The organism is Achromobacter sp. 18P8.1.1 (assembly GCF_057799415.1).
In genome coordinates this window covers 63,585-85,175 of record NZ_JBYOKH010000010.1, presented here as the reverse complement: position 1 = coordinate 85,175, position 21,591 = coordinate 63,585, and the positions used below count along the sequence as shown (strand labels likewise).

22 protein-coding genes are annotated in these 21,591 nt (G+C 67.1%); 13 read left to right on the top strand and 9 right to left on the bottom strand.

The genetic code is table 11. From position 1 onward, the window contains the following. Positions 1 to 4: 4 nt before the first annotated feature. Positions 5 to 610: a 2-hydroxychromene-2-carboxylate isomerase gene (locus AC27VE_RS09240; protein WP_488703670.1), complete on the top strand. Its 606-nt coding sequence runs from the start codon at positions 5 to 7 to the stop codon at positions 608 to 610. A 55-nt stretch (positions 611 to 665) separates the two neighbouring features. Here AC27VE_RS09240 and AC27VE_RS09235 read toward each other — a convergent pair whose 3' ends face one another. The 4 genes from AC27VE_RS09235 to AC27VE_RS09220 all read right to left on the bottom strand — a co-directional run bounded on the left by AC27VE_RS09235 (position 666) and on the right by AC27VE_RS09220 (position 5,490). Beyond that, entirely contained in the window at positions 666 to 1,937 is a 1,272-nt protein-coding gene (locus tag AC27VE_RS09235) for an ABC transporter substrate-binding protein (RefSeq protein WP_488703669.1), read from the bottom strand. Between the two features lie 146 nt (positions 1,938 to 2,083). Beyond that, positions 2,084 to 2,827 carry a GntR family transcriptional regulator gene (locus AC27VE_RS09230; protein WP_280029415.1) on the bottom strand — a complete coding sequence of 248 codons (744 nt, stop codon included), beginning with the start codon at positions 2,825 to 2,827 and terminating at the stop codon, positions 2,084 to 2,086. A 2-nt stretch (positions 2,828 to 2,829) separates the two neighbouring features. Further along, a complete protein-coding gene (locus AC27VE_RS09225) occupies positions 2,830 to 4,446 on the bottom strand; it encodes an AMP-binding protein (protein ID WP_488703668.1) in 1,617 nt (538 codons plus the stop codon). Positions 4,447 to 4,449: 3 nt separating this feature from the next. Then, positions 4,450 to 5,490 carry a cyclase family protein gene (locus AC27VE_RS09220; RefSeq protein ID WP_488703667.1) on the bottom strand — a complete coding sequence of 347 codons (1,041 nt, stop codon included), beginning with the start codon at positions 5,488 to 5,490 and terminating at the stop codon, positions 4,450 to 4,452. 123 nt (positions 5,491 to 5,613) lie between these two features. Here AC27VE_RS09220 and AC27VE_RS09215 point away from each other — a divergent pair, with 123 nt between their 5' ends. Beyond that, positions 5,614 to 6,609, top strand: coding sequence for a Bug family tripartite tricarboxylate transporter substrate binding protein (locus AC27VE_RS09215; protein ID WP_488703666.1), 996 nt, complete (start codon positions 5,614 to 5,616; stop codon positions 6,607 to 6,609). Then, entirely contained in the window at positions 6,606 to 7,328 is a 723-nt protein-coding gene (locus AC27VE_RS09210) for an SDR family oxidoreductase (protein WP_006224137.1), read from the top strand. Before AC27VE_RS09215 ends, AC27VE_RS09210 begins: the two co-directional genes overlap by 4 nt. Here AC27VE_RS09210 and AC27VE_RS09205 read toward each other — a convergent pair. Together AC27VE_RS09205 and AC27VE_RS09200 are read right to left on the bottom strand one after the other, a co-directional pair. After that, positions 7,325 to 7,705, bottom strand: coding sequence for a zinc ribbon domain-containing protein (locus AC27VE_RS09205; RefSeq protein WP_280029413.1), 381 nt, complete (start codon positions 7,703 to 7,705; stop codon positions 7,325 to 7,327). The genes AC27VE_RS09210 and AC27VE_RS09205 overlap by 4 nt on opposite strands. Position 7,706: 1 nt before the next feature. After that, positions 7,707 to 8,624, bottom strand: a complete 918-nt coding sequence (locus AC27VE_RS09200) for a GlxA family transcriptional regulator (RefSeq protein WP_427957535.1) — start codon at positions 8,622 to 8,624, stop codon at positions 7,707 to 7,709. A gap of 66 nt (positions 8,625 to 8,690) precedes the next feature. On the opposite strand from AC27VE_RS09200, the gene AC27VE_RS09195 reads away from it, so the two are divergent. Further along, positions 8,691 to 9,365: a DJ-1/PfpI family protein gene (locus AC27VE_RS09195; RefSeq protein WP_088588473.1), complete on the top strand. Its 675-nt coding sequence runs from the start codon at positions 8,691 to 8,693 to the stop codon at positions 9,363 to 9,365. A gap of 6 nt (positions 9,366 to 9,371) precedes the next feature. Here the strand turns inward: AC27VE_RS09195 and AC27VE_RS09190 are convergent, their stop codons facing one another. Further along, positions 9,372 to 9,854, bottom strand: coding sequence for an Lrp/AsnC family transcriptional regulator (locus AC27VE_RS09190; RefSeq protein ID WP_006224133.1), 483 nt, complete (start codon positions 9,852 to 9,854; stop codon positions 9,372 to 9,374). A gap of 97 nt (positions 9,855 to 9,951) precedes the next feature. Between AC27VE_RS09190 and AC27VE_RS09185 the strand changes: the two genes are divergently transcribed. Then, positions 9,952 to 10,620 carry a LysE family translocator gene (locus AC27VE_RS09185; protein ID WP_454676602.1) on the top strand — a complete coding sequence of 223 codons (669 nt, stop codon included), beginning with the start codon at positions 9,952 to 9,954 and terminating at the stop codon, positions 10,618 to 10,620. Positions 10,621 to 10,706: 86 nt separating this feature from the next. Here the strand turns inward: AC27VE_RS09185 and AC27VE_RS09180 are convergent, their stop codons facing one another. Continuing rightward, positions 10,707 to 12,593 (bottom strand): ABC transporter ATP-binding protein, encoded by a 1,887-nt coding sequence (locus AC27VE_RS09180; RefSeq protein WP_488703665.1) that lies wholly within the window; start codon positions 12,591 to 12,593, stop codon positions 10,707 to 10,709. Positions 12,594 to 12,987: 394 nt separating this feature from the next. Next, complete coding sequence (locus AC27VE_RS09175) at positions 12,988 to 13,701, bottom strand: GntR family transcriptional regulator (RefSeq protein WP_488703664.1); 714 nt, start codon at positions 13,699 to 13,701, stop codon at positions 12,988 to 12,990. A gap of 150 nt (positions 13,702 to 13,851) precedes the next feature. On the opposite strand from AC27VE_RS09175, the gene AC27VE_RS09170 reads away from it, so the two are divergent. Genes AC27VE_RS09170 through AC27VE_RS09135 form a run of 8 tightly spaced genes read left to right on the top strand, consistent with a single transcriptional unit; the run spans position 13,852 to position 21,591 of the window. Next, positions 13,852 to 14,715, top strand: a complete 864-nt coding sequence (locus tag AC27VE_RS09170) for a VOC family protein (RefSeq protein ID WP_006224129.1) — start codon at positions 13,852 to 13,854, stop codon at positions 14,713 to 14,715. After that, positions 14,712 to 15,437 carry a class II aldolase/adducin family protein gene (locus tag AC27VE_RS09165; protein WP_488703663.1) on the top strand — a complete coding sequence of 242 codons (726 nt, stop codon included), beginning with the start codon at positions 14,712 to 14,714 and terminating at the stop codon, positions 15,435 to 15,437. The genes AC27VE_RS09170 and AC27VE_RS09165 overlap by 4 nt, the downstream gene beginning before the upstream one ends. Beyond that, positions 15,434 to 16,888: a 2-hydroxymuconic semialdehyde dehydrogenase gene (locus AC27VE_RS09160; RefSeq protein ID WP_088588470.1), complete on the top strand. Its 1,455-nt coding sequence runs from the start codon at positions 15,434 to 15,436 to the stop codon at positions 16,886 to 16,888. The genes AC27VE_RS09165 and AC27VE_RS09160 overlap by 4 nt, the downstream gene beginning before the upstream one ends. 60 nt (positions 16,889 to 16,948) lie before the next feature. Next, positions 16,949 to 18,130, top strand: a complete 1,182-nt coding sequence (locus tag AC27VE_RS09155; protein ID WP_488703662.1) for an ABC transporter substrate-binding protein — start codon at positions 16,949 to 16,951, stop codon at positions 18,128 to 18,130. Between the two features lie 28 nt (positions 18,131 to 18,158). Continuing rightward, on the top strand, positions 18,159 to 19,079 hold the full coding sequence (locus tag AC27VE_RS09150; RefSeq protein WP_006224125.1) for a branched-chain amino acid ABC transporter permease: 921 nt from the start codon (positions 18,159 to 18,161) through the stop codon (positions 19,077 to 19,079). A gap of 31 nt (positions 19,080 to 19,110) precedes the next feature. Next, positions 19,111 to 20,112 carry a branched-chain amino acid ABC transporter permease gene (locus AC27VE_RS09145; protein WP_488703661.1) on the top strand — a complete coding sequence of 334 codons (1,002 nt, stop codon included), beginning with the start codon at positions 19,111 to 19,113 and terminating at the stop codon, positions 20,110 to 20,112. Further along, positions 20,109 to 20,882 (top strand): ABC transporter ATP-binding protein, encoded by a 774-nt coding sequence (locus AC27VE_RS09140; RefSeq protein ID WP_427959372.1) that lies wholly within the window; start codon positions 20,109 to 20,111, stop codon positions 20,880 to 20,882. The genes AC27VE_RS09145 and AC27VE_RS09140 overlap by 4 nt, the downstream gene beginning before the upstream one ends. Positions 20,883 to 20,892: 10 nt before the next feature. Then, positions 20,893 to 21,591, top strand: coding sequence for an ABC transporter ATP-binding protein (locus AC27VE_RS09135; protein ID WP_280029396.1), 699 nt, complete (start codon positions 20,893 to 20,895; stop codon positions 21,589 to 21,591).

Here is a 21,591-nt window from a genome sequence, read left to right as displayed (position 1 = left end):
TCCCATGAAGACAATCGACTATTACTTCTGGATGAATTCCGACTGGGCCTACCTGGGCGCCGACCGGCTTGAAGCACTGGCGTCCCGCCAGCAAGCGGCGATCCGATACCTGCCCGTGGACTTGCCCGACGTCTATGCGCGCACCGGCGGCGTGCTGCTTGGGCAGCGCTCGCCCGAGCGCCAGGCCTATCGCGTGGCGGAGCTGGCGCGCTGGTGCGCCAAGCTCGGCATCCACGTCAATCCGCAACCGGCGCACATGTGCCCGGATGCGTCGCTGGCCTCGCGCATCGTCATCGCGGCCGATCGTGCCCGCATGCCGGTGCTGGCGCTATACAAGGCGATCCTGAAGGCGGAATGGGTGGACGATCAGGACATCTCCGACCCCGTCGTTCTGCGCGGGGTCATGGAGAACCTGGGACTGGCTGCCGCAAGCCTGCTGGCGGCAGCCGACGCACCGGACATTGAGGCCACGTATCGCCGCAACACGGATGAAGCGGTCCAGGCCGGCGTGTTCGGCTCGCCGTCCTACGTGTATCGGGGCGAGGTGTTCTGGGGCCAGGACCGGCTGGAAATGCTGGAGGAAGCCATTGCGGCGTCTTCGGACGAGTAGGCGGGGGCGTAGGAAGGGTGCGGGCGGTCACGACCGCCCGCACTTGGCCTGCCGCCTACTTCTTCACCAGCGGGCAGGTAGACTTCGACAGGGGCATGAACGCCTGGTCGCCGGGTAGCGTCGCCACCAGCTTGTAGTAGTCCCACGGCCGTTTGGATTCAGACGGCTGCTTGACTTCGAACAGGTACATGTCGTGCACCATGCGGCCGTCTTCGCGGATGCGGCCGTTGGTGGCGAAGAAGTCGTTGATGGGCAGGGACTTCATCTGCTTCATGACGGCCACGGGTTCGTCGGTGCCGGCTGCCTGCACGGCCTTCAGGTAGTGCATCACCGACGAATACGTGCCCGCCTGGCTCATGTTGGGCATCTTCTTGAGCTTGTCGTAGTAGCGCTGCGACCAGGCGCGGGTCTGGTCGTTCATGTCCCAGTAGAAGGCCTCGGTCAGGGTCAGGCCGGCGGCGGCTTCCAGGCCGATGGCGTGGATGTCGTTGATGTACAAGAGCAAGCCGGCCATTTTCTGGCCGCCCTTGGTCAGGCCGAATTCGCTGGCGGCCTTGATGGCGTTCACGGTGTCGCCGCCCGCGTTCGCCAGCCCGACGACTTGGGCTTTGCTGGCCTGGGCCTGAAGCAGGTAGGACGCGAAATCGCTGGATCCCAGCGGATGGCGCGAGGCGCCGAGCACGGTGCCGCCATTGGCCTTGACGACTTCGGTGGCGGAGGCCTGCAGCGTGTGGCCGAAAGCGTAGTCCGCCGTCAGGAAGTACCAGGTCTTGCCGCCTTTCTCCACGGTGGCGCGCGCGGTGGTGTTGGCCAGCGACCAGGTGTCGTAGGTGTAGTGCACGGAATAGGGCGAGCACAAATCGTTCGTGATGCGTTCGGTGCCGGGGCCGCTGAAGACGACGATCTTCTTCTTTTCGCGGGCCACTTCCAGCACGGCGAGCGCGGGCGCCGAGCCCGCCACGTCCATGATCGCGTCCACCTTCTGGGTGTCGTACCATTCGCGCGCCTTGGCGGCGGCGATGTCGGCCTTGTTCTGGTGGTCCACCACCATCAGGTCGATCTTCTTGCCCAGCACCGTGCCGCCGAAGTCGGCGATCGCCATTTCGGCGGCGGTGGCGCTGCCTTTGCCCGTCACGTCGGCGTAGACGCCGCTCATGTCCAGGATCAGGCCCAGCCGGACGACGTCGTCAGAGACGGCGGCAGGTTGCGCGTGCGCAGGCGCGGCCAGGGCGGCGGCGATGCCCGCGGCAATGGCGGTGGTGGTGAACAAACGGGTAAGCGTGCTGCGGCAATGCGATGAAATCCGGGGCGTGTTGGCGTGAGCCATGGTTTGTCTCCTCTTGTGCCGGATCTGTCTGGAACCTGCTGGCGCTTGATTGGCGTGATGCCGCGCTCTATGTGGGTCTGGGTCGGGCCGCGAAACGGGGGGCGTGGTGGCGGGGTAGGCTCCTTGGGCGGTCGGGGTCGGGGGGATCAACGCTGGGTCAGCAGGTCGAATTCCATCCGCACTTTGCGGAACGGGAATTCCAGCCGCGCGAAATACACCACGCGGCCATCGATGCAGGCATAGCGGCGCAACTCGGCCACGGGCGACGACACCGGAATCTGCAAGGATTCCGCGGACTCCTGGCCGGCCTCGATCACGTTCAGCACCTGGCGGGCCTCGGTGATGCGGGCGCCGTAGAACTGGTCCAGCACCGGCGCGACGGTGCTTTTCTGGATGCGGGCGCGATGCTTGCGGAACAGGCCGCTTTCCAGGAAGACCTCGCTATAGCAGAAGGGGCCCGCCTCCGTGGTGTGCACGCGGCGCAGGTATTGGAAGCTGCCGCTGCGGTCGGCCCCGCAGGGCATGCCCAGCGTGTCGGGCAGCGGCGAGTCGGCGCTGGATTCCACCAGCGACACCGTGCCCAGCTGATTGCTCAGTTCCACGGTTTCGGCCCAGGTCTTGGGGATCAGCAGCGTAGGCGTTTCCGGCAGTTCGGCGTTGACGAACGTGCCCGACCCGCGCGAGCGCCGGATCAGCCCGTCCTGCTCCAGCAGGCCGAACGCCTGGCGGATGGTCGCCCGCGAAATACCATAGGTTTCCATCAGCGATTCCAGCGGCGGGATCTGCTGGCCCGGCCGCCAGGTGCGGTTCTGGATATGGCTGCGGAACAGCGCCGCCGCTTGCAGGTAAAGCGGCTGGGGGCTGTGCGAAAAGAGCTTGCGGGCGGACATGGTCAGGGGGCGGGCGGCGATGAAGGATCCGAGAGCATAGCGTCTGCCATGTCGCGCAGCCGGTGCTTCTGGATCTTGACCGAGTTGGCGCTCTCGACCGATGGGAAGGCGTCCAGCACGGTGAAGCCCGCGGGCGCCTTGAAGCCCGCCATCGCAGCTTTGCAGGCGGCCGTCCAGCCGTCGGGATCGGCCGTGGCGCCCTCGTGCAGCAGCACGAAGGCGTATGGCACGATCTTGCCCTGGCGCGTGGCGCCTACGACCTGGCAGGCGCGCACGCCGGGCAGGGTCTCGACCACTTGCTCGATTTCAACCGGGTTCACCAGAAAGCCCGACAGCCGCAGGGAATCGCCCATGCGCGTCTGAAAGACGAACTGGCGCGGCGTCAGCGTGTAGCCCAGGTCGCCCGTCTTGAAATAGCCGTCGTCCGTGACGGCGTGGCGCGTGGCTTCGGGGTTGTCCAGATAGCCTTGCATCAGGCTGGGCGACAGGATTTCGATTTCACCGGATTGGCCGTGCGGCAGCACCTGCCCGGATTCGGGGTCGCGGGCGCGTACGCGGGCGTCGGGATAGATCAGCGTGCCCCCGGGCTGATGGCGCGCCGAGACATCGCCGTCTGCCGGATCGCGCGGCTGGCCCGCCACCAGCGCGATCAGTTCGCTGGACCCGTACAGGCCGGTCAGTGGCACGCCGGCCTCGCGGGCCAGGTCCAGCATGTTGTCCAGCGCGGGCGTGAAACTGGCGAAGCCGAACAGGCGCGCCGAGGCGAAGGCGCCAAGCGGGGCGGCCTGCATCATGCCGACCAGCGCCTCGTTGTTGGCGTACGTATGGGTGACCGCATGGCGGGCGACGGCCTGGGCCGATTCCGCGGCGTTGAACACCGGCGCGCAGACCACAGGCACGCCTTGCGCCAGGCCGCCCACCAGCGTCGCAAAGCCGAATGCGCCGCAAAACGGCGCGCTGGCCAGCACGCAGCTGTCGTCGTCGTAGCCGAAGGCCTGCGCGACCGCCGCGCCGTGGCGCAATAAGGTCTGCTGGTCATGCAGGACGAACTTGGGTTTGGACGTGGTGCCCGATGTGGTGAAGCACAGCACGCCGGCGTTGCCGTGCGGGGCGGGCGGCGGGGTGTCGGCGGCCAGCAGGTCCGCATAGCGGTGCACCGGTATGCCGGGGACGGCGGCCGGGGTGGCTTCGTCTGCCCCGGTCAGCGCCACCACGCCTTGCAGGCGCGTCAATTGAGCGGGGTCGACGCCGTCAAGAATGCCCTGGAAGTCGATGCCCTTGAAGCCCGGCCAGAACACCAGCCAGTCCGCTTGCCCGCGGCCCAGGATGTCGGCCACTTCCAGCGCGCGAAAGCGCGTGTTGACGGCCAGCACCACCGCGCCCAGGTGCGCGCAGGCCAGGAAAGATTCCACCCAGGCCGCGCAGTTGGGGAGCCAGACGGCCACGCGGTGGCCAGGCCGCACGCCGATGCGGGCGAGCCCCGCGGCCAGTGCCCGGCTTTGCGCGCGCAACTGCGCGGCGCTGATCCGCTGGTCCTGGTCGATCAGCAGGCTTGCCTCGGGGCGGCGCGCGGCCAGCGCGTCGAGGTGGCCGGAAAACGTCGAAGTCGGTACGAACATGGCTTACACCGTGGCGATCGGCGTCACGGGGGAGCCCACCGCGCCCGGCATGCGCAAGGGCGGAGCGGTCAGCAGGAAGCGGTTGCGGCCCTGCGAGTGCAGCCAATCGGCCAGGTCTTTCAGGTACCAGAGTTCCGCCAGCGGCACGCCCAGCTTGAACAGGCAATGGTGATGCAGCGGCAGGATCGAATGGCCGGGGCCGGATGTGCGCGCGGGATAGGACTCCACGGCGTAGTTGTCCGCGCACAGGGCGGCGACCCCGCTGGCGGTGATCCAGTCCAGCAGCGCCGCGTCGGCGCCGTCCAGCACGGCGCCGGTCTGTTCCAGCACGTGCGGATCGGGCTGGCCGTTCATGTCCACCAAGCGTTCGGCGAAACCCGTGCGCAGCACCAGCATGTCGCCCGGCTCGACGACGACGTTCTGGTCGCGCATGGCGCGCTGCAGTTGTTCGTGGCCCACCAATGTGCGGCCGGGGCCGAACGCGCGCGCCAGGTCCACCAGCACGCCGCGTCCCTGCATGCCTTTTTCGGCGTAGCGGCTGATGCTCAGCTTGCGGGCATACGAGCCGCCTGGCGGGCAGCAAGCGTCGCCCGACGTGTCGGGATCGGCGCCGCCGAACACGTCGACGCCGGCCGCGTAGCCGTTGTAATAGACGCGGCGGGCCTGGCCGTCGCCCTGGATGTCGAAGAGGGCGCCTACGTGGCACAGGCCGTCCCACTGCGTGGAGTACTGCATGGACAGCGTGACCTGGTCATCCGACAGCACGTCGACCGCCTCGGGCTGCACCTGCGACATCGCGAAATTCAGGTAGGGCGTGCCTTCGCGGAACGTGGGCTTGAGCGTGGGTGCATGGCGGCGCGGATTCAGCACGTTGCCGCCGGGCAGGTCCAGCGGCAGCGACAGGCAGAACACCTTGCCCGCGCGCACTTCGTGCACCCCCTGCAACACCTTTTCTTCCGTCAGCAGGTTCAGCCGGCCCAGTTCGTCGTCCGGCCCGAAGTCGCCCCAGGTGGATCCTTCCGGGCGTTGCGTCCAGCGTTTCATTTGCTTGTCTCCTATCCGTTTTCTATGTTTTTATAACTATAGTACGTATTTACGTACTTTGAGTATCCGCGAAAGCCTTAAGAAGAAACCCGCAATAAGCGAGTTCGATAGGAGACAAAATTCATGACGCAATTCGTGCATCCGCGCGCCGCGCGGCGCTGGCTGACCGCCGCCGCCCTGGCGGCTGTGGCGCTACCCGCGGCCCAGGCCGCCGGCTATCCCGAACACCCCGTCACCGTCGTCGTGCCGTATCCGCCGGGCGGCGGCGCGGACATCTTCGGCCGCGCCATCGCCAATGCGCTGCAACCGGGTTTGAAGCAGACCGTGCTGGTGGAAAACAAGCCGGGCGCGGGCGGCAACATCGGCATGGCGTACGTGGCCCGCGCGAAGGCGGACGGCTACACGCTGGGCCTGGGCACCATCGGCACGCAGACCATCAACCAGTTTCTCTACAGCAACATGACGTTCGATCCCGAACGCGATCTGGTACCGATCGCGCTGGTATCCACGACCCCCAACGTGATCGCCGTCAGCGCCAAATCGCCGTACAAGACCGTGGCCGACGTCATCAAGGCGGCCAAGCAATCGCCCGACAAGAAGCTGACCTATGCCTCGCCCGGCATCGGATCGTCGGTCCATCTGACGGGCGCGTATTTCGAATCGATGGCGGGGGTGACGATGCTGCATGTGCCGTTCAAGGGCACGTCCGCATCCTTGCCGGCCGTGGCGGGCGGCCAGGTGGACCTGCTGTTCGACAACCTGCCGGGGGCATTGGCGCAGATTAAGGACGGCAATCTGGTGCGCGGGGTGGCCGTCACATCCGGCGAGCGCGATCCGTCGGTGCCGAACCTGCCCACCGTTGCGGAGTCGGGTCTGCCCGGGTTCGACGTCACGGCGTGGTTCGCGCTGTACGCGCCGCGCAACACGCCGGCGCCCGTGGTCAAGCAATTGATCGATGCCGCGCGCAGCGGCCTGCAAAGCCAGGCCATCGCCACCAATTTCGCCACCATGGGCGCCAAACCCGGTACGCTTTTCGGCGACGACCTGGCGGCCTTCGAGCGCGACGAGCGCAAGAAATGGGGCGGACTCATCAAAGACAAAGGAATCACAGCGCAATGAACACCCCCATCGCACTTGTCACCGGCGGCAGCCGGGGCATCGGCCGCGCCATCGTGGCACGCCTGGTGCAGGACGGCTATCAGGTCGTCAATTTCAGCCGCCGAGCGCCCGACCAACTGCTCCCTGGCGAGACCTTCCGCTCGGTCGACCTGGGCGATGCGGCGGCCACCCGCGAGGCTGCGCGCGAGCTGGCGGCCGAGCGGCCGGTGCTGCACCTGGTCAACAACGCGGGGATGATCCAGGTCGCCAACATCGAGGACGTGTCCGAGGAAGACCTGCTGCGCACGATGGCCTTGAATGTCACGGCGCCCGTGCTGCTGTTGCAGGCGTTGTTGCCGGGCATGCGCCAGGCGGGCTACGGACGCGTGGTCAACATCGGCAGCCGCGCCGCGCTGGGCAAGGGCGGGCGAACGGTGTACGGCGCGTCCAAGGCGGGGTTGGCCGGCATGACGCGCACCTGGGCGCTGGAGCTGGCCGCCGACGGCATCACCGTGAACACCGTTGCGCCAGGCCCGATCGCGACCGAATTGTTCAACCAGTCGAACCCGCCCGGCCAGCCGAAGACGCTGGCGTTGGAAGCCTCCATCCCCGTGGGCCGGGTCGGGCAGCCGGAAGAGGTGGCGCACAGCGTCGCCCTGTTCCTGGACCGGCGCGCGGGCTTCATCACGGGGCAGCTGCTGTACGTGTGCGGCGGCATGTCCGTGGGGCTGGCGGGCTAAAGGCTGTCGTCCAGTTCCCAGGTGAATTCCGGCGTGACTTGCAGCGACAGGCCTTGCGGCCAGAGCAGCTTGTGCAGCCGGATCACCTCGTACGCATAGACGTTTTCCGCCACGGGCAGGCCCTGGTCGAGGATGGCGCGCGCGGCGGGGACGCCGGTGCCCAAGGTTGCCGACAGGCGGGCGATGGCGGTGCCGCGCGCGATGCCTTGCGCACGCGCGCGCACTGTGTAGGGCGTGCGGTCATGGAAGGGGTGGTTGGGATTGGTCGTGGCCACCATCCAGCCGCAATGCGCGCATTCCGCAATCAGGCTCATGCCCTGCGTGCGCGTGGCTTGGGGATGGCCGCATTCGGGGCAGGGGCTGTCGGTGATCGGCATGTCAGGAAAGCCGTTCCGGCCTTTTATGTAATGGTCCCACATGCTGCTCGACGGTCTTGCGCGGCATTTTGCCGGTGCTTTGCAGCGCGCTGGCCCGTTCTTCGCGCAGGCGCCGCAGCACTTCGGTGGGCGCCACACCGAAGTGCGCCGCGAATTTGCGCTGGAAGGTGCGCCGCGACATATGGCAGGCGTCCGCCATGTCGTCCACCGACCAGCGCGCCGACAAGTGCGCTTCAATCTTTTCGACCAGGTCGCGGAACGGTGCGGCGACCCGGTCTTGCAGGCGCAGGCTCTGGCTGTACTGGCGCTGGTCGCCGTCGCGCCGCATGAAGACGACCAGCCGGCGCGCCACCTGCTGCGACAGTGCCGCGCCATGGTCGCGTTCGATCAGGGCCAGCGCCAGGTCGATGCCTGCGGTGACGCCGGCAGAGGTCCAGTACTTGCCGCTTTCGATGAAGATGCGGTCGTCCTGCACGCGCAGCGCGGGGTACATCTGGCGCAGCCGGTCCGCCGAGCGCCAGTGCGTGGTGACGGCCAAGCCGTTGAGCAGGTCCGCCGCGGCCAGGACGAACGCACCGGTACAGACGCTGCACGTGCGCGCGGCGCCGGCGTCGCGGCGGCGTAGCCAGGCGCGCGTTTCCGCGTGCGCGCTGGCGCGGTCGACGCCGGGGCCGCCTGGCACCAGCAGCATGTCGACCGGTGCGTCGCCGTCTTCTTCGAAGGTGCCGTCCACCTGCATGCGCAGCCCTTGCTCCCAGGTGCTGACGACGCGTTCGGCGGCAATCGTGTTCAACTGGTACAGCGCCTTTCCCGCCTCTTCGTTTGCCGAACTGAATGCCTGCCAAGGGCCTGCCAGGTCCAGCGGCTGAAAGCCGTCGAACAGGACGAACAGCACGCGTTGTGGCGCGTTTTCCGCCATTTGTGGCGCAACGGGCTGGGCGCGTCCGCCTATGCTGGGCGTTGGCGTTCTTGAAGGAGCATCGTCATGCATGTGAATATTCTCTTATTCGAAGGGCTGACCCAGCTGGATATGACCGGCCCCTATGAGGTCCTGGCGAACGCGCCGGGCTTCACCGTGGATTTTGTCGCAAAAACGCGGGATCCGGTACGGTGCGATCGCGGATTGCAATTCGTGCCCACTCAGACGCTGGCGTCCGCGCCGCCCTGCGATCTGCTGGTCGTGCCGGGCGGGCCGGGCACGGATGATGCCATTGTTGACCCGGATTGGGTGGCATTCACGCGCAAGCAGGGGCAGGACGCGCAATATCTGTTTGGTATTTGCACGGGGTCGCTGCTGCTGGGGGCGGCCGGGCTGTTGCGCGGCAAGCGGGCGTCCAGCCATTGGCGGGCGCGCGAACTGTTGTCGCGCTTCGGCGCCATCCCTACTGACGAGCGCCTGTGCGTGGACGGCAACACCTACACCGCCGGCGGCGTGACCTCGGGCATCGACATGGGCCTGAAGGTCGTGGCGGCGCTTTGCGGCGACGACGTCGCCAAGCTCATTCAGCTGCAGATCGAATACGACCCCAAGCCGCCGTTTCCCGGCGGCACGCCCAAGACGTCCGAGCCGGCGGTGGTCCAGCGTTACCTGGAGATGTCGCAGGCGCGGTTCGATCGGCGGCGCGCCGCGGTGGACCGGGCGGCGGCGGCCATGCCCTAGGGCGGGTTACTTGCCCAGATGGTCCAGCGGCAGCGGGCTTTGCGGTTTGACCGTCTGGATGGCGAAGTTGCTGCGGATGTCCTTTACGCCCGGCAGCTTCAGCAGTGTGCCCAGCAGGAAGCGCTCGTAACCGCGCAGGTCGGGCACTACGACCTGCAGCAGGAAGTCGGATTCGCCGGATACCAGGTGCGCGGCGATGACTTCCGGCAGCGCACTGACTTCCTTGCGGAACTGTTCGGCATCGCGTTCGTGGTGCCGCTCCACCTTGACGCCGACGAACACGGTCAGGCCCAGGCCGACCTCGTCCGGCGCCAGCCGGGCCTCGTAGCCCTGGATCACACCCGCTTCTTCCAGCATGCGCACGCGGCGCAGGCAGGGCGAGGGCGACAGGCCGATCTGTTCGGCAAGCTCCACATTGGTCAGGCGGCCGTTCTGCTGCAAGGCCTCGAGAATGCGCCGGTCGTAAGCATCCAGGTCGCGTTTTGGCATAGATTTAATAAATGGATTGATGAAGAAGATGAATATGCCAATCATGGTAATCGGATTGGCATGAATCGCAAGCACATGCCAGCCCGATTTTCCTAGAATGATCGCCTTGAAGAATGCGTGGGAGAGCGCGGTGATGGCCGATATGGCGATGTTTCTTGGGGCCTTGTTGATTGTGTACGTGGTGCCTGGGCCCGACATGATCCTGTTGTTGGAAACGGGAGTATTGCGGGGCCGGGGGCAGGCGTTGGCGGTCGCCGTCGGTCTGGCCATTGCGCGCGCCGCCCACGTGACATTGGCGGCATTGGGCCTGGCAGCCCTGTTCAAGACCCACCCGTGGGCGTTCGATGCCGCGCGCACCGTGGGCGGCATCTATCTGATGTGGCTGGGCGTGAGGCTGCTGCGGGCCGGGCCCGTGGTGCTTGACGCTGCCGGCCAGACGCCGCCGCGCGGCTCGGGCCTGGGTGGCGCGTTGATGGCCGGCGTGCTGACCAATGTGCTCAATCCCAAGGCCCTGCTGTTCTGCTCGGTGCTGCTGCCGCAGTTCGTGTCGCCGGACCATGGGCCAATCGGTCCGCAATTCGCGCTGCTGGGCGTCATCCTGGTCAGTCTCGGCTTGGCGTTCGACGTGGTGTGCGCGCTGGCGGGCGGGGCGGTGGGGCGCTGGATGTCGTCCAGTCCGCGCGCGCAGAAGGTGCAGAGCGTGATCTTCGGTACCGCGCTGATCGGTTTCGGCTTGCGGCTGACGTTCGCGCAACGCCCGGCCTGAAACGCATCGCGACAAGGCGGGGCCAGATAGACAAAGGGCCTGACGCATTGCTGCGCCAGGCCCTTTTTCTTTCACTTCAGCGCCGGTTACTTGCCGAAGGCGTAGGCGTCTTCGTCCACGTCTTCCTCTTTGGCGGCAGGCGCCGTGGCGCCGTCCTGCAACAGTTCCGCCGCCGTCATGCCCTTGGTCAGTTCCAGGGCCTGGCGCTCGAACAGGCGCCGGTACAGGCCGCCCTTCAAACGGATCAGCGCATCGTGGCTGCCTTCTTCGATGATGCGGCCATGGTCCATCACCAGCAGGCGGTCCAGGGCGCGCACGGTCGACAGGCGGTGCGCGACCACCAGCGTGGTGCGGCCTTCCATCAGCCGGTCCATCGCCTGCTGGATCAGCACTTCGCTTTCGCTGTCCAGGCTGGAGGTGGCCTCGTCCAGGATCAGAATGGGCGAGTCCGCCAGGAACGCCCGCGCGATCGCCACGCGCTGGCGCTCACCGCCCGAGAGCTTCACGCCGCGTTCGCCCACCAGCGTGTCGTAGCCCTTGGGCAGCGACATGATGAAATCATGCGCGCTGGCCAGCCGGGCGGCCTGCTCAATATCGGCCTGGGTGGCGCCGGGCCTGGCGTAGGCGATGTTCTCCGCCAGGGTGCGGTGAAACAGCACCGGGTCCTGCTGCACGATGGCGATCTGGCTGCGTAGCGACGCCTGCTTCACCTGGGCGATGTCCTGCCCGTCGATGGTGATGCGGCCGTCGTTCACGTCATACAGGCGCTGGATCAGCTTGATGAACGTGGTCTTGCCCGAGCCCGAGTGCCCCACCAGGCCGACGCGTTCCCCGGGCGCGATGCGCGCGGAGAATTTATCGTACAGCGCGGTGTTGTGCGAGCCATAGCGGAACGTCACGTCCTCGAAGCGGATTTCGCCTTCGGTGATCTTGATCGCACCCGCGCCGGCGCGGTCGGTCACGCCCAGAGGCTGGCGTTCCATCGCCACCAGTTCCTCCATGTCGTTGACCGAACGTTGCAGGTTGCGGATGTGCATGCCCACGTCGCGCAAATAGCCTTGCAGCACGAAGAACATCGTCAGCGTGAAGGTGATGTCGCCCACCGTCGCCTGGTTGCGCGACCACAGCAGCAGCGACGCGCCCAGGATGGCGGCCTGCATCACCACCAGCATCGCGCCCTGGATGCCGCCGTTCAGCGTGGCGCGCACCCAGGTACGGCGGGTGCGGTTGCGCCACTTGTTGACCACGCGGTCCAGCCGGACTTCTTCGCGGGTCTCCGCCCCGAAGGCCTTGACGACCGCGTTGCAGCTGACGGCATCCGCCAACGCGCCGCCCATGCGCGTGTCCCAGGCATTGCCCAGACGCGCGGCGGGCGCCACGAAGCCCAGCGACAGCGCCGCGGTGACGGCGATGTACAGCACGGAACCCAGGCCCACCACCAGCCCCATCAGCGGCCAGTGCGCGCCCAGCAAGGCCGTAGCGCCCACCAGCATCACGACGGACGGCAGCAGCGCGACCAGCAGCGTGTCGTTCAGGATGTCGACGGCCCACATGCCGCGCGTGATCTTGCGCACCGTCGAGCCGGCGAAGCTGTTGGCGTGCCAGTCGGTGGAAAAGCGCTGCACCCGGTAAAAGGCGTTGGACACGATGCCGTTCATCATCTTCAACGTGAAGGTGATGATGTTCTGGAACACGGCCTGGCGCAGCAAGGTGCCGCCCACGCCCAGCGCCACCAGCAGCCAGAAGGCCGTGAGGGCGGCGCTCCAGGCCAGAGCGTCGCCCGTTGAACCGGACGCGACGGCGTCGACCAGTCGGCCCGCGTACATCGGGGTCAGGATATCGGCCACGGCCGACAACAACGCCAGCACCACGATGACGAGCGTGCGCCAGGGTTGCAGGCCCCAGTGGCGGAAGGTAAAGCCCAGGACATCCTTAAAGGCCTGTCCTCGAAAGTCTATTTTTTTTCTAGCCATAACAATGGCCTGGCGGCACAAGACACGCCAGGATGTCCTTGTGAGGAAAGAGGGGATAACAAGCCAGATGCCAAGGGCACCGGCGACTGCGTTCAGGGGTTTGGAGCGGGCACGGAGGACCGGTCGCTAGGTAACGGTCTAGCGATGGCTCCGCGCGGGCGACGACTTAATGGCGTCGCGGGGACACGCGCGGGACGGCGTTGGGCATGGGGTGAGTCATCATGCAGCCTCCCTGTCGGTGATTTGAGTGGACGAAAAAGGAAATGGGCAAAGGCCCGTATTGCTGATTCTATAGAAGTGATGTAGGCGAATCAACGGGGGCAGGGCGTGCGGCGCGTCGAGTGTGGGTTTTTTTCAACTCGGGCGCCGGCCGGCGGCACAGCCCTGCTGGCCATCACGCCGACGTGAACAAGTCCGCAGGCAATTGCGCGACCGCGTCGTAAGTCAGGCGGATGTGCGCGGCAAGCAGCGCACAGGCGCGGTCGGCGTCGCGCGTCAGCGTGGCGTCCAGGATGCCCTGGTGTTCATCCTGCAAGTCGCGCGCGATGGGCTTGCGCGTGACGGTCAGGCGGCGGTAGCGCTCGGCCTGCTGATACAGAATGCCCAGGAAATGATGCATCCAGCGCGACGGACAGGCGCTGATCAGTTCGCGGTGGAACTCGCGGTTGCGCTGCTCCCATTCCTCGAAGCGGGCTTCCGGATCCGCGGCCAGGCGCTGCTCGGCCTTGCTCAACCGGTGGAAGGCGGCCAGCACGGCACTTTCCCAGGTGTCGTCGCCCACCGCGATCGACTGGCGCAACGCTTCGGTTTCCAGCAGCACGCGGTTTTCGGTGATGTCGCGGAAGTCTTCCAGCGAAATGGGCGTGACGTGAAAGCCGCGCTGCCCCTGTGCGATCACCAGCGCGTCCGACACCAGTAGCGCCAGCGCTTCGCGCAGCGTGCCGGCGCCCACACCGTAATCGTCTTTCAGGTGTTCGACGCGCAGGCGCGAGCCGGGCGGATGCTTGCCCTGGATGATGTCGCGCCGCAGGTTGACATAGGCCGTGCCCACCAGGGTGTTGGCCGAGGCGGTGTGGGCAAGCGAGGGGAGCGGGGTTCCGTCAGACATGAAGAGCACTGTAGCACTACGCCAAAAAAATCTCGATAAAAATTGTTGACTTCGAGATTTACGCTGCCTATCGTAGAAAAAAGCGCCGCCAATCCAGCGGAAAAATTCCCCCGGCACGACGCCGGCGGCAGGCGCACCTGGAGACAAGCAGTGATACGGCTACATGACATCCGGTACGTCCGGCTGGGCACCCGTGATCTGGACGCTGCGGTGCGCTACGCGACCGCGGTGCTGGGACTGGAGCTTGCCCGCAAGGAACACGGGGCGGCGTATTTCAAGTCCGACTCCCGCGACCACACCCTCTGCTATTTCGAAGGCGATCCGCGCGACCACACCGCCGCGTTCGAAGTGGATTCGCCCGACGAACTGGAGCGTGCCGGCGCCGTGCTCGAGCGCAGCGGCTACCACGTCGCGGCCGGGCGGCGCGAGGATGCCGAGCAGCGCTACGTGCGCGATTTCCTGCAATTCACCGACCCCTCCGGCAACCGGATCGAACTGGTGCTGGCGCCGCAACATAGCGGGCGGCGCTACTTTCCCGGCCGCGATGCCGGCGTCACCGGCTTCTCGCATATCGGCCTGCGCACGCTGGACCCGCGGCGCGACGAGGCCTTCTGGACGGGCCTGCTGTCTGCCCGGGTCAGCGACCGCATCGGCGAGGCGCCGTTGCTGCGCATCGATGAAGTCCATCACAAGATTGCGCTGTTCCCGTCCTCGTACCCGGGCGTGCAGCACATCAACCATCAGGTCGAAAGCATCGACGACATCATGCGCGCCTGGTATCAGCTGCGCGAATGGAACGTGCCGATCCGTTTCGGCCCCGGCCGGCATCCGACCTCGGGCGCGATGTTCCTGTATTTCGACGGCCCGGACGGGATGATCTACGAATACTCCACCGGCGTCAGGCTGATCAGCGCCGAAGAGGAAAAGACCCATCGGCCGCGCAGCTTCCCCGCCGTGCCGTCGTCGTTCTGCATGTGGGGCGCCAAGCCCGATATCCCGGAGTTCAAGACATGAGCGCATCGCGCAAGGACGCCAGCGCCGGGCAGGAGGCGCTGGTGCGCGTCGCCGCGCGCGCGCTGGCCCGGGCCAATCTGGTCCACGCCTACGGGCATTGCAGCAGCCGGCTGGATGCCGACCATTTCCTGGTGTGCGCGGCGCGGCCCATGGGCCTGATCGCACCCGGCGAGGCGGGCACGGTGGTTCCCGTGCATGGCGACCTGCCGGAAGGCGTGCTGGGCGAAGTGCGCATCCACCAGCACATCTACCGGCTGCGGCCGGACGTGGGCGGCGTGATCCGTTCCATGCCGCCCACCGTCATGACCCTGTCTTCGGCGCGCGTCACGCCGGCCGCGCGCCACGGCATGGGCTCTTATTTTTCGCCCGCCGTGCCGTTGTGGGACGACCCGCAACTGGTGCGCAGCGATGCGCAGGCGCGTGGCGTGGCCGAAACCCTGGGGACGGCCAGCGCGATCGCGATGCGCGGCAACGGCGCCGTGGTGGCCGCCGAGTCGCTGCTGCACGCCACCGTGCTGACCTGGTATCTGGAAGACGCCGCCCGCATCGAATGGCAATTGCGCGCGGCGGGGCTGGCCGACGGCGCGCCGGTGCTGTCGCCGGCAGAGGCCACCGCCCGCGCGGTAGGCACTGGCCGCATCTATGAACGCATGTGGGAATACCTGACCGCCGGCGACCCCGAAGGCGCGCTGGCCGACCTGTCACAACCGAGGGCGCAATGACCGATTTCCGCAATTTCATCGACGGCCGCTGGGTCGAGACCGGCAAGACCTTTGACAACCGCGATCCGGTCGACAACCGGCTGATCGGCCGGGTGCATGAAGCCGGAGACGCTGAAGTGGACGCCGCGGTGCGGGCGGCCAAGGCGGCGCTGCGCGGCCCGTGGGGCGCGCTGAAGACGCAGCAGCGCGTAGAACTGCTGCACGCGGTGGCCGACGGCATCACCCGCCGTTTCGACGATTTCGTCGACGCCGAGATCGCCGACACCGGCAAGCCTTACGACCTGGCCAGCCATCTGGACATCCCGCGCGGCGCGGCCAATTTCAAGATCTTCGCCGACCTGATCCGCAACGTCCCCAACGAGACCTTCGACCTGGAAACGCCGGACGGCGGCCACGCCTTAAACTACGGCGTGCGCGTGCCGCGCGGCGTCATCGGCGTGATCTGCCCGTGGAACTTGCCGCTGCTGCTGATGACCTGGAAGGTCGGGCCGGCGCTGGCCTGCGGCAACACGGTCGTGGTCAAGCCGTCCGAAGACACGCCGGGCACCGCTACGCTGTTGGGCGAAGTCATGAACGAAGTCGGCGTGCCGGCCGGCGTCTACAACGTGGTGCACGGCTTCGGGCCCGATTCCGCTGGCGAAAAACTCAGCCGCCACCCGCTGGTGGACGGCATCACCTTCACGGGCGAAACCCGTACCGGCCAAGCCATCATGCAGGCGGCGGCGGTAGGCGTGCGGCCCGTGTCGTTCGAGCTGGGCGGTAAGAACGCGGGCATCGTCTTCGCGGACGCCGACTTCGACCGCGCGGTGGCGGGCATCGCCCGCGCCGCGTTCGACAACACGGGGCAGGTCTGCCTGGGCACCGAGCGCGTCTATGTGCAGCGGCCCATCTTCGAGCGCTTCGTCGCGGCGCTGGGCGAGCGGGCGCGGGGTTTCAAGCTGGGACGGCCCAAGGACCCCGGCGTGAACCTGGGGCCCCTGATTTCGCAGCGCCATCGCGACAAGGTGCTGAGCTACTACGCCCGCGCCCGCGAAGAGGGCGCGACGGTGGTGGCGGGCGGCGGCGTGCCGGACATGCCTGACGGGCTGGCCGCGGGCGCCTGGATCCAACCCACCGTGTGGACGGGCCTGCCGGAATCGTCCGCCGTCATCCAGCAAGAAATTTTCGGACCGTGCTGCCACATCGCGCCGTTCGATACGGAAGAGGAAGCCATTGCCCTGGCCAACGCTACGCCTTACGGCCTGGCCGCGACGGTATGGACCAGCAACGTCGGCACGGCCCATCGCCTGGGCGCGGCGCTGGACGTGGGCATCTGCTGGATCAATTCGTGGTTCCTGCGCGACCTGCGCACGGCGTTCGGCGGCGCCAAGCAATCGGGCATCGGCCGCGAGGGCGGCGTGCATTCGCTGGAGTTCTATACCGAGCTGCGCAATGTCTGCGTGAAGCTCTGACGCGTCAAGGCAGGCGCCGCGCAGAACGGCGCCGCCGCTCAACCCCCAAGGAGACATCAGATGCAAGCAATCCCAAGCGGCCTTGCCGCACTGGCTGCGGCGGCGACCCTGGCCGTAGCTGCGCCGCAATCGGCGCGTGCCGACATCCGCATAGGCTTTACGGGCGTGCTGTCCGGACCGCAGGCGGCGCTGGGCCAGGACCAGTACGACGGGCTGATGCTGGGCATCGAGCAGTTGGGCGGCAGCCTGGGCGGGCAGAAGGCGGTGGTGATCCGCGAGGACGATCAGCTCAAGCCTGACGTGGGCGCGCAGGTCGTGCAGAAATTCATCGAAAAGGACAAGGTCGACGTCATCGTCGGCCTGGGTTTTTCGAATGTGCTGATGGCCGAACTGCGGCGCATCAAGGAATCCGGCGTGGTGGCGCTGTCCACCAACGCCGGCCCCGCGCCCATCGCCGGCCGCATGTGCCTGTCGAATCTCTTCGTGCTGGGGTGGCAGAACGACAGCATGTCGGAGGCCATGGGCAAGTACGTCAAGGATCAGGGCTACAAGCGCGCCTACCTGATGTCGGCCAACTATCAGGCGGGCAAGGACAAGCTGGCGGGCTTCAAGCGCTTCTATGGCGCGGCGCCGTCCGACGAGGTCTATACGCAACTGGGGCAGCTGGACTATTCGGCCGAGATTTCGCGCATGCAGTCTGCCGGCCCCGATGCGCTGTTCGCCTTCTACACGGGCGGCGTGGGCGTGAATTTCGTGCGCCAGCTGCGCCAGGCCGGGCTGATGGAAAAGCTGCCGTTCTTCTCGGAAAGCCTGATCGATTCCAACACGCTGACCGCGCTGAAAGAGCAGGCCGTGGGCGCGATCTACGGCACGCCGTGGGCGACCACGCTGGACAATCCGCAGAACCGCAAGTTCGTCGAATCCTTCAAGGCCAAGTACGGCCGCCTGCCGTCGGAGTACGCCGTAGGCGGCTACGACGCGGCCTATCTGCTGGACGCCGCCGTGCGCGCGCAAGGCGGGAAAGTGGGCGATAGCAAGTCGCTGGCCACGGCCGTGAAAGCGGCGGGCGCCACCTTCCCGTCGGTGCGCGGCACGTTCCGGTTCAACACCAACAACATGCCCGTGCAGAACCTGTATGCCTACCAGGTGGTGAAAGAGGGCGAGGGCGTGGGCGTCAAGCAGTTGGCCACCGTGCTGAAGGACCACCAGGACGCCTACGTGGCGGACTGCCCGTTGAAGTGACGGGGCGGCCGCCCTCGGGAGACGTCCGATGAACGGATCGCTGCTGCTGTCGCAATTGCTCAATGGCCTGCAACTGGGTGCGTTGCTGTTCTTGATGTCGTCGGGGCTGACCCTGATCTTCGGCATCATGAACTTCATCAACCTGGCGCATGGCTCGCTCTACATGATCGGCGCCTTCCTGGGGGCCACCGCCTACAACGCCAGCGGCTCGTTCGCGTTCTCCATCCTGGCCGCGGTGGCGGGCAGCGGATTCGTGGGCGTGGTGCTGGAACGGCTGATAGCGCGTCCGCTGTACCGGCACGACCACCTGTACCAGGTGCTGGCCACGTTCGGGCTGATGATGTTCTTCAACGAGCTGGCCTCGGTCATCTGGGGCAGCCGGCCGTATTACGCGGCAGTGCCCCAGACGCTGGAAGGGGCGGTCAGCCTGTTCGGCAACGACTATCCCGTCTACCGGCTGATGATCATCGGGGTCGGCGCGCTGGTGGCAGTAGGCGCATGGTTCTTGATCCAGCGCACGCGCTTTGGCATGCTGATCCGCGCCGGCGCCAGCAACGCGCCCATCGCCAGCGTGCTGGGCGCCAATGTCGATCTGCTGAAGACGCTGCTGTTCCTGCTGGGTTCCGTGCTGGCCGGCGTGGCCGGCGCCTTGGCGGGGCCGATCCTGTCGGTGCAGTCGGGCATGGGCGAACCGGTACTGATCCTGGCGTTGGTGGTCATCGTGGTGGGCGGCATCGGCTCGGTGCGCGGCACGCTGATCGCCGCGCTGCTGATCGCCATGATCGACACGTTGGGGCGCGCTTTCCTGCCGGACCTGCTGCGTGCCGTGTTCGACGCGCCGGTCGCCAACGCCGTGGGGCCGGCGCTGGCGTCGATGCTGATCTACGTATTGATGGCCGTGGTGCTGGCGTTCCGCCCGCAAGGCCTGGTCTTTTCGGCGCGCCGCTGATCCGCGCGCCAGTGAACAAGGGCAATCCATCATGCAAGAATCTTCGTACCGGCGCTGGGTGCTGCCGCTGTTGTTCCTGGTCCTGGCCGCCGTCCCGTTCGCGGCGCAGTGGCTGGGCGAACCCTTTTATGTGACGCTGGGCGCACGCATCCTGATCTACGCGCTGGCGGCGCTGGCGCTGAACCTGGTGCTGGGCTTTGCGGGACTGGTCAGCTTTGGGCACGCCATGTTCCTGGGCCTGGGTTGCTACGCCGTGGGTATCCTCAGCTTCTACGGCATCGGCAACGGCTGGGTGCAGTTGGCCGTGTGCATCGTGGTGTGCGCGCTGGTGGCCCTGGTGGTCGGGACGGTATGCCTGCGCACGTCCGGCATCGGCTTCATCATGATCACGCTGGCCTTTGCGCAGATGTTCTATTTCCTGGCGGTCAGCCTGCGCGAGTACGGTGGCGACGACGGGCTGAACATCTACGACGCCAGCGCCTTCGGCCTGTTCGACCTGGGCGGCAGCCAGCCGGTCTATTGGGCGGCATGGGGGCTGCTGCTGGCGGCCAGCCTGGGCATGCTGCGGCTGCGGCGTTCGCCCTTCGGCATGATCTTGCGCGCCACGCACGCCAATCCACGCCGCGTGGACGCGCTGGGCTATTCGGTGTTCGGCGTGCGGCTGACGGCCTATGTGGCCTCGGGCGTGCTGACCGGCATCGCCGGACTTCTGCTGGCCAACCTGACGGCCTTCGCCTCGCCCAGCTACATGTCGTGGCCGGTGTCCGGCGAGCTGATCGTCATGGTGGTGATCGGCGGCCTGGGCAATGTGCTGGGTCCGATCTTCGGTGCGGTGGCCTATCTGCTGATGGAAGAGGCCTTCAAGAGCGTGACGCAGCATTGGATGCTGCTGATGGGGCCCGTGGTCGTGGTGATCGCAATGCTGGCCCGGGGCGGCTACGGCCGCTCGCTGGCGTGGCTGTGGCCGGCGGGGCAGGCACCGGTCAAGAAGGCCCAGGCCAGCAAGGCCGAGGTCAAGGAGGCGTCGGTATGACGGCCGCTACGATGGCCGCGCCCGCCGCGCTGGCTACCCGCGATCTGGTGCGCCGCTTCGGCGGGCTTGCCGCAACCGACGGCGTGTCGCTGGATGTCGCGCCCGGCGAATTGCACGCGCTGATCGGCCCGAACGGCGCGGGCAAGACCACGCTGATCAACCTGTTGTCGGGCGAACTGCGGCCCGACGGCGGCGCGGTCACGCTGGGGGCGGCGGATGTCTCGCGCGCCACCGTGCAGGAACGCGTGGCGCTGGGCATGTTGCGCTCCTACCAGGTGACGTCGGTGTTCGACAGCTACACGGTGCTGGAAAACGCCTGCCTGGCGGCGTTGCGCAAGCGCCGGCGCGGGCTGTCGGCCTGGACCGCGCTGCGCGATTGCGCCGACGTGGTGGACGCGGCCCGCGAGGCTCTCAGCGCCTGCCGGCTTGACGCGGTGGCCGAGGCGCCGGTGGAAAGCCTGGCCTACGGGCAGCGCCGTCAACTGGAAATTGCCATGGCGCTGGCGGGCCAACCGTCCGTCCTGCTGCTGGACGAACCCATGGCGGGCATGAGCGCGGCGGAAAGCGCGGGCGTCATCGCCTTGCTGCAAAGCCTGAAGGGCCGCTACACGATCGTCCTGGTGGAACACGACATGAACGCCGTCTTCGCGCTGGCCGACCGCATCAGCGTGCTGGTCTACGGCAAGATCATCGCGACCGGCACCGCCGACGCGATCCGCAACCACCCCGACGTGCGCCGCGCCTATCTGGGCGACGACGCCGACGCATGAAGGAGCCGCCATGTTGACGATACGCGGATTGACGGCGGGCTACGGCCATTGCCAGGCGCTGTTCGGTGTGGACCTGGACGTGGGGCAGGGGGAGGTGGTGGGACTGATCGGCCGCAACGGGATGGGCCGCAGCACCGTCATCAAGTGCCTGTTCGGCCTGCTGCCCGCCAGCCAGGGCAGCATCCAATACGGCGAACGTTCGTTGCGGGGCATGGCGCCATACCGGATCGGCAGGCTGGGGCTGTCGCTGGTGCCGGAAGGGCGCCAGATCTTTCCCACGCTGACCGTCGAGGAAAACCTGGTGGCCACGGCCAGCGAACGGGGCCGCGCCCACGCCTGGACGCTGCCTCGTGTCTATGCGCTGTTTCCCCGGCTGCAGGAACGCCGCACGAACCTGGGCACGCAACTGTCGGGCGGAGAGCAGCAGATGCTGGCGCTGGGGCGCGCGCTGATGACCAACCCCAGCCTGCTGGTGCTGGACGAGGCCACCGAAGGCCTGGCGCCCGTCGTGCGCGCCGAGATCTGGCGCGTGCTGGCGCAACTGAAAGCGGAAGGCTTGTCGATGATCGTGGTGGACAAGAACACCACGGCCTTGCTGCGGCTGTCCGACCGCAACGTCATCCTGGACAAGGGGGCGACGGTGTGGCGCGGCAGTTCAGCGGAACTGTCAGCGCGGCCCGACCTGGTGGCCGCCTACGTGGGAGTCTGA

Bases quoted from the DNA above. Each gene is read 5' to 3' on its own strand.
- AC27VE_RS09215 (WP_488703666.1), top strand. From the start codon at position 5,614: ATGACGCAATTCGTGCATCCGCGCGCCGCGCGGCGCTGGCTGACCGCC.
- AC27VE_RS09160 (WP_088588470.1), top strand. From the start codon at position 15,434: ATGACCGATTTCCGCAATTTCATCGACGGCCGCTGGGTCGAGACCGGC.
- AC27VE_RS09195 (WP_088588473.1), top strand. From the start codon at position 8,691: ATGCATGTGAATATTCTCTTATTCGAAGGGCTGACCCAGCTGGATATG.
- AC27VE_RS09240 (WP_488703670.1), top strand. From the start codon at position 5: ATGAAGACAATCGACTATTACTTCTGGATGAATTCCGACTGGGCCTAC.
- AC27VE_RS09135 (WP_280029396.1), top strand. From the start codon at position 20,893: ATGTTGACGATACGCGGATTGACGGCGGGCTACGGCCATTGCCAGGCG.
- AC27VE_RS09205 (WP_280029413.1), bottom strand. From the start codon at position 7,705: ATGCCGATCACCGACAGCCCCTGCCCCGAATGCGGCCATCCCCAAGCC.
- AC27VE_RS09165 (WP_488703663.1), top strand. From the start codon at position 14,712: ATGAGCGCATCGCGCAAGGACGCCAGCGCCGGGCAGGAGGCGCTGGTG.
- AC27VE_RS09200 (WP_427957535.1), bottom strand. From the start codon at position 8,624: ATGGCGGAAAACGCGCCACAACGCGTGCTGTTCGTCCTGTTCGACGGC.
- AC27VE_RS09140 (WP_427959372.1), top strand. From the start codon at position 20,109: ATGACGGCCGCTACGATGGCCGCGCCCGCCGCGCTGGCTACCCGCGAT.
- AC27VE_RS09155 (WP_488703662.1), top strand. From the start codon at position 16,949: ATGCAAGCAATCCCAAGCGGCCTTGCCGCACTGGCTGCGGCGGCGACC.
- AC27VE_RS09185 (WP_454676602.1), top strand. From the start codon at position 9,952: ATGATCGCCTTGAAGAATGCGTGGGAGAGCGCGGTGATGGCCGATATG.
- AC27VE_RS09210 (WP_006224137.1), top strand. From the start codon at position 6,606: ATGAACACCCCCATCGCACTTGTCACCGGCGGCAGCCGGGGCATCGGC.
- AC27VE_RS09150 (WP_006224125.1), top strand. From the start codon at position 18,159: ATGAACGGATCGCTGCTGCTGTCGCAATTGCTCAATGGCCTGCAACTG.
- AC27VE_RS09190 (WP_006224133.1), bottom strand. From the start codon at position 9,854: ATGCCAAAACGCGACCTGGATGCTTACGACCGGCGCATTCTCGAGGCC.
- AC27VE_RS09175 (WP_488703664.1), bottom strand. From the start codon at position 13,701: ATGTCTGACGGAACCCCGCTCCCCTCGCTTGCCCACACCGCCTCGGCC.
- AC27VE_RS09145 (WP_488703661.1), top strand. From the start codon at position 19,111: ATGCAAGAATCTTCGTACCGGCGCTGGGTGCTGCCGCTGTTGTTCCTG.
- AC27VE_RS09180 (WP_488703665.1), bottom strand. From the start codon at position 12,593: ATGGCTAGAAAAAAAATAGACTTTCGAGGACAGGCCTTTAAGGATGTC.
- AC27VE_RS09230 (WP_280029415.1), bottom strand. From the start codon at position 2,827: ATGTCCGCCCGCAAGCTCTTTTCGCACAGCCCCCAGCCGCTTTACCTG.
- AC27VE_RS09225 (WP_488703668.1), bottom strand. From the start codon at position 4,446: ATGTTCGTACCGACTTCGACGTTTTCCGGCCACCTCGACGCGCTGGCC.
- AC27VE_RS09220 (WP_488703667.1), bottom strand. From the start codon at position 5,490: ATGAAACGCTGGACGCAACGCCCGGAAGGATCCACCTGGGGCGACTTC.
- AC27VE_RS09235 (WP_488703669.1), bottom strand. From the start codon at position 1,937: ATGGCTCACGCCAACACGCCCCGGATTTCATCGCATTGCCGCAGCACG.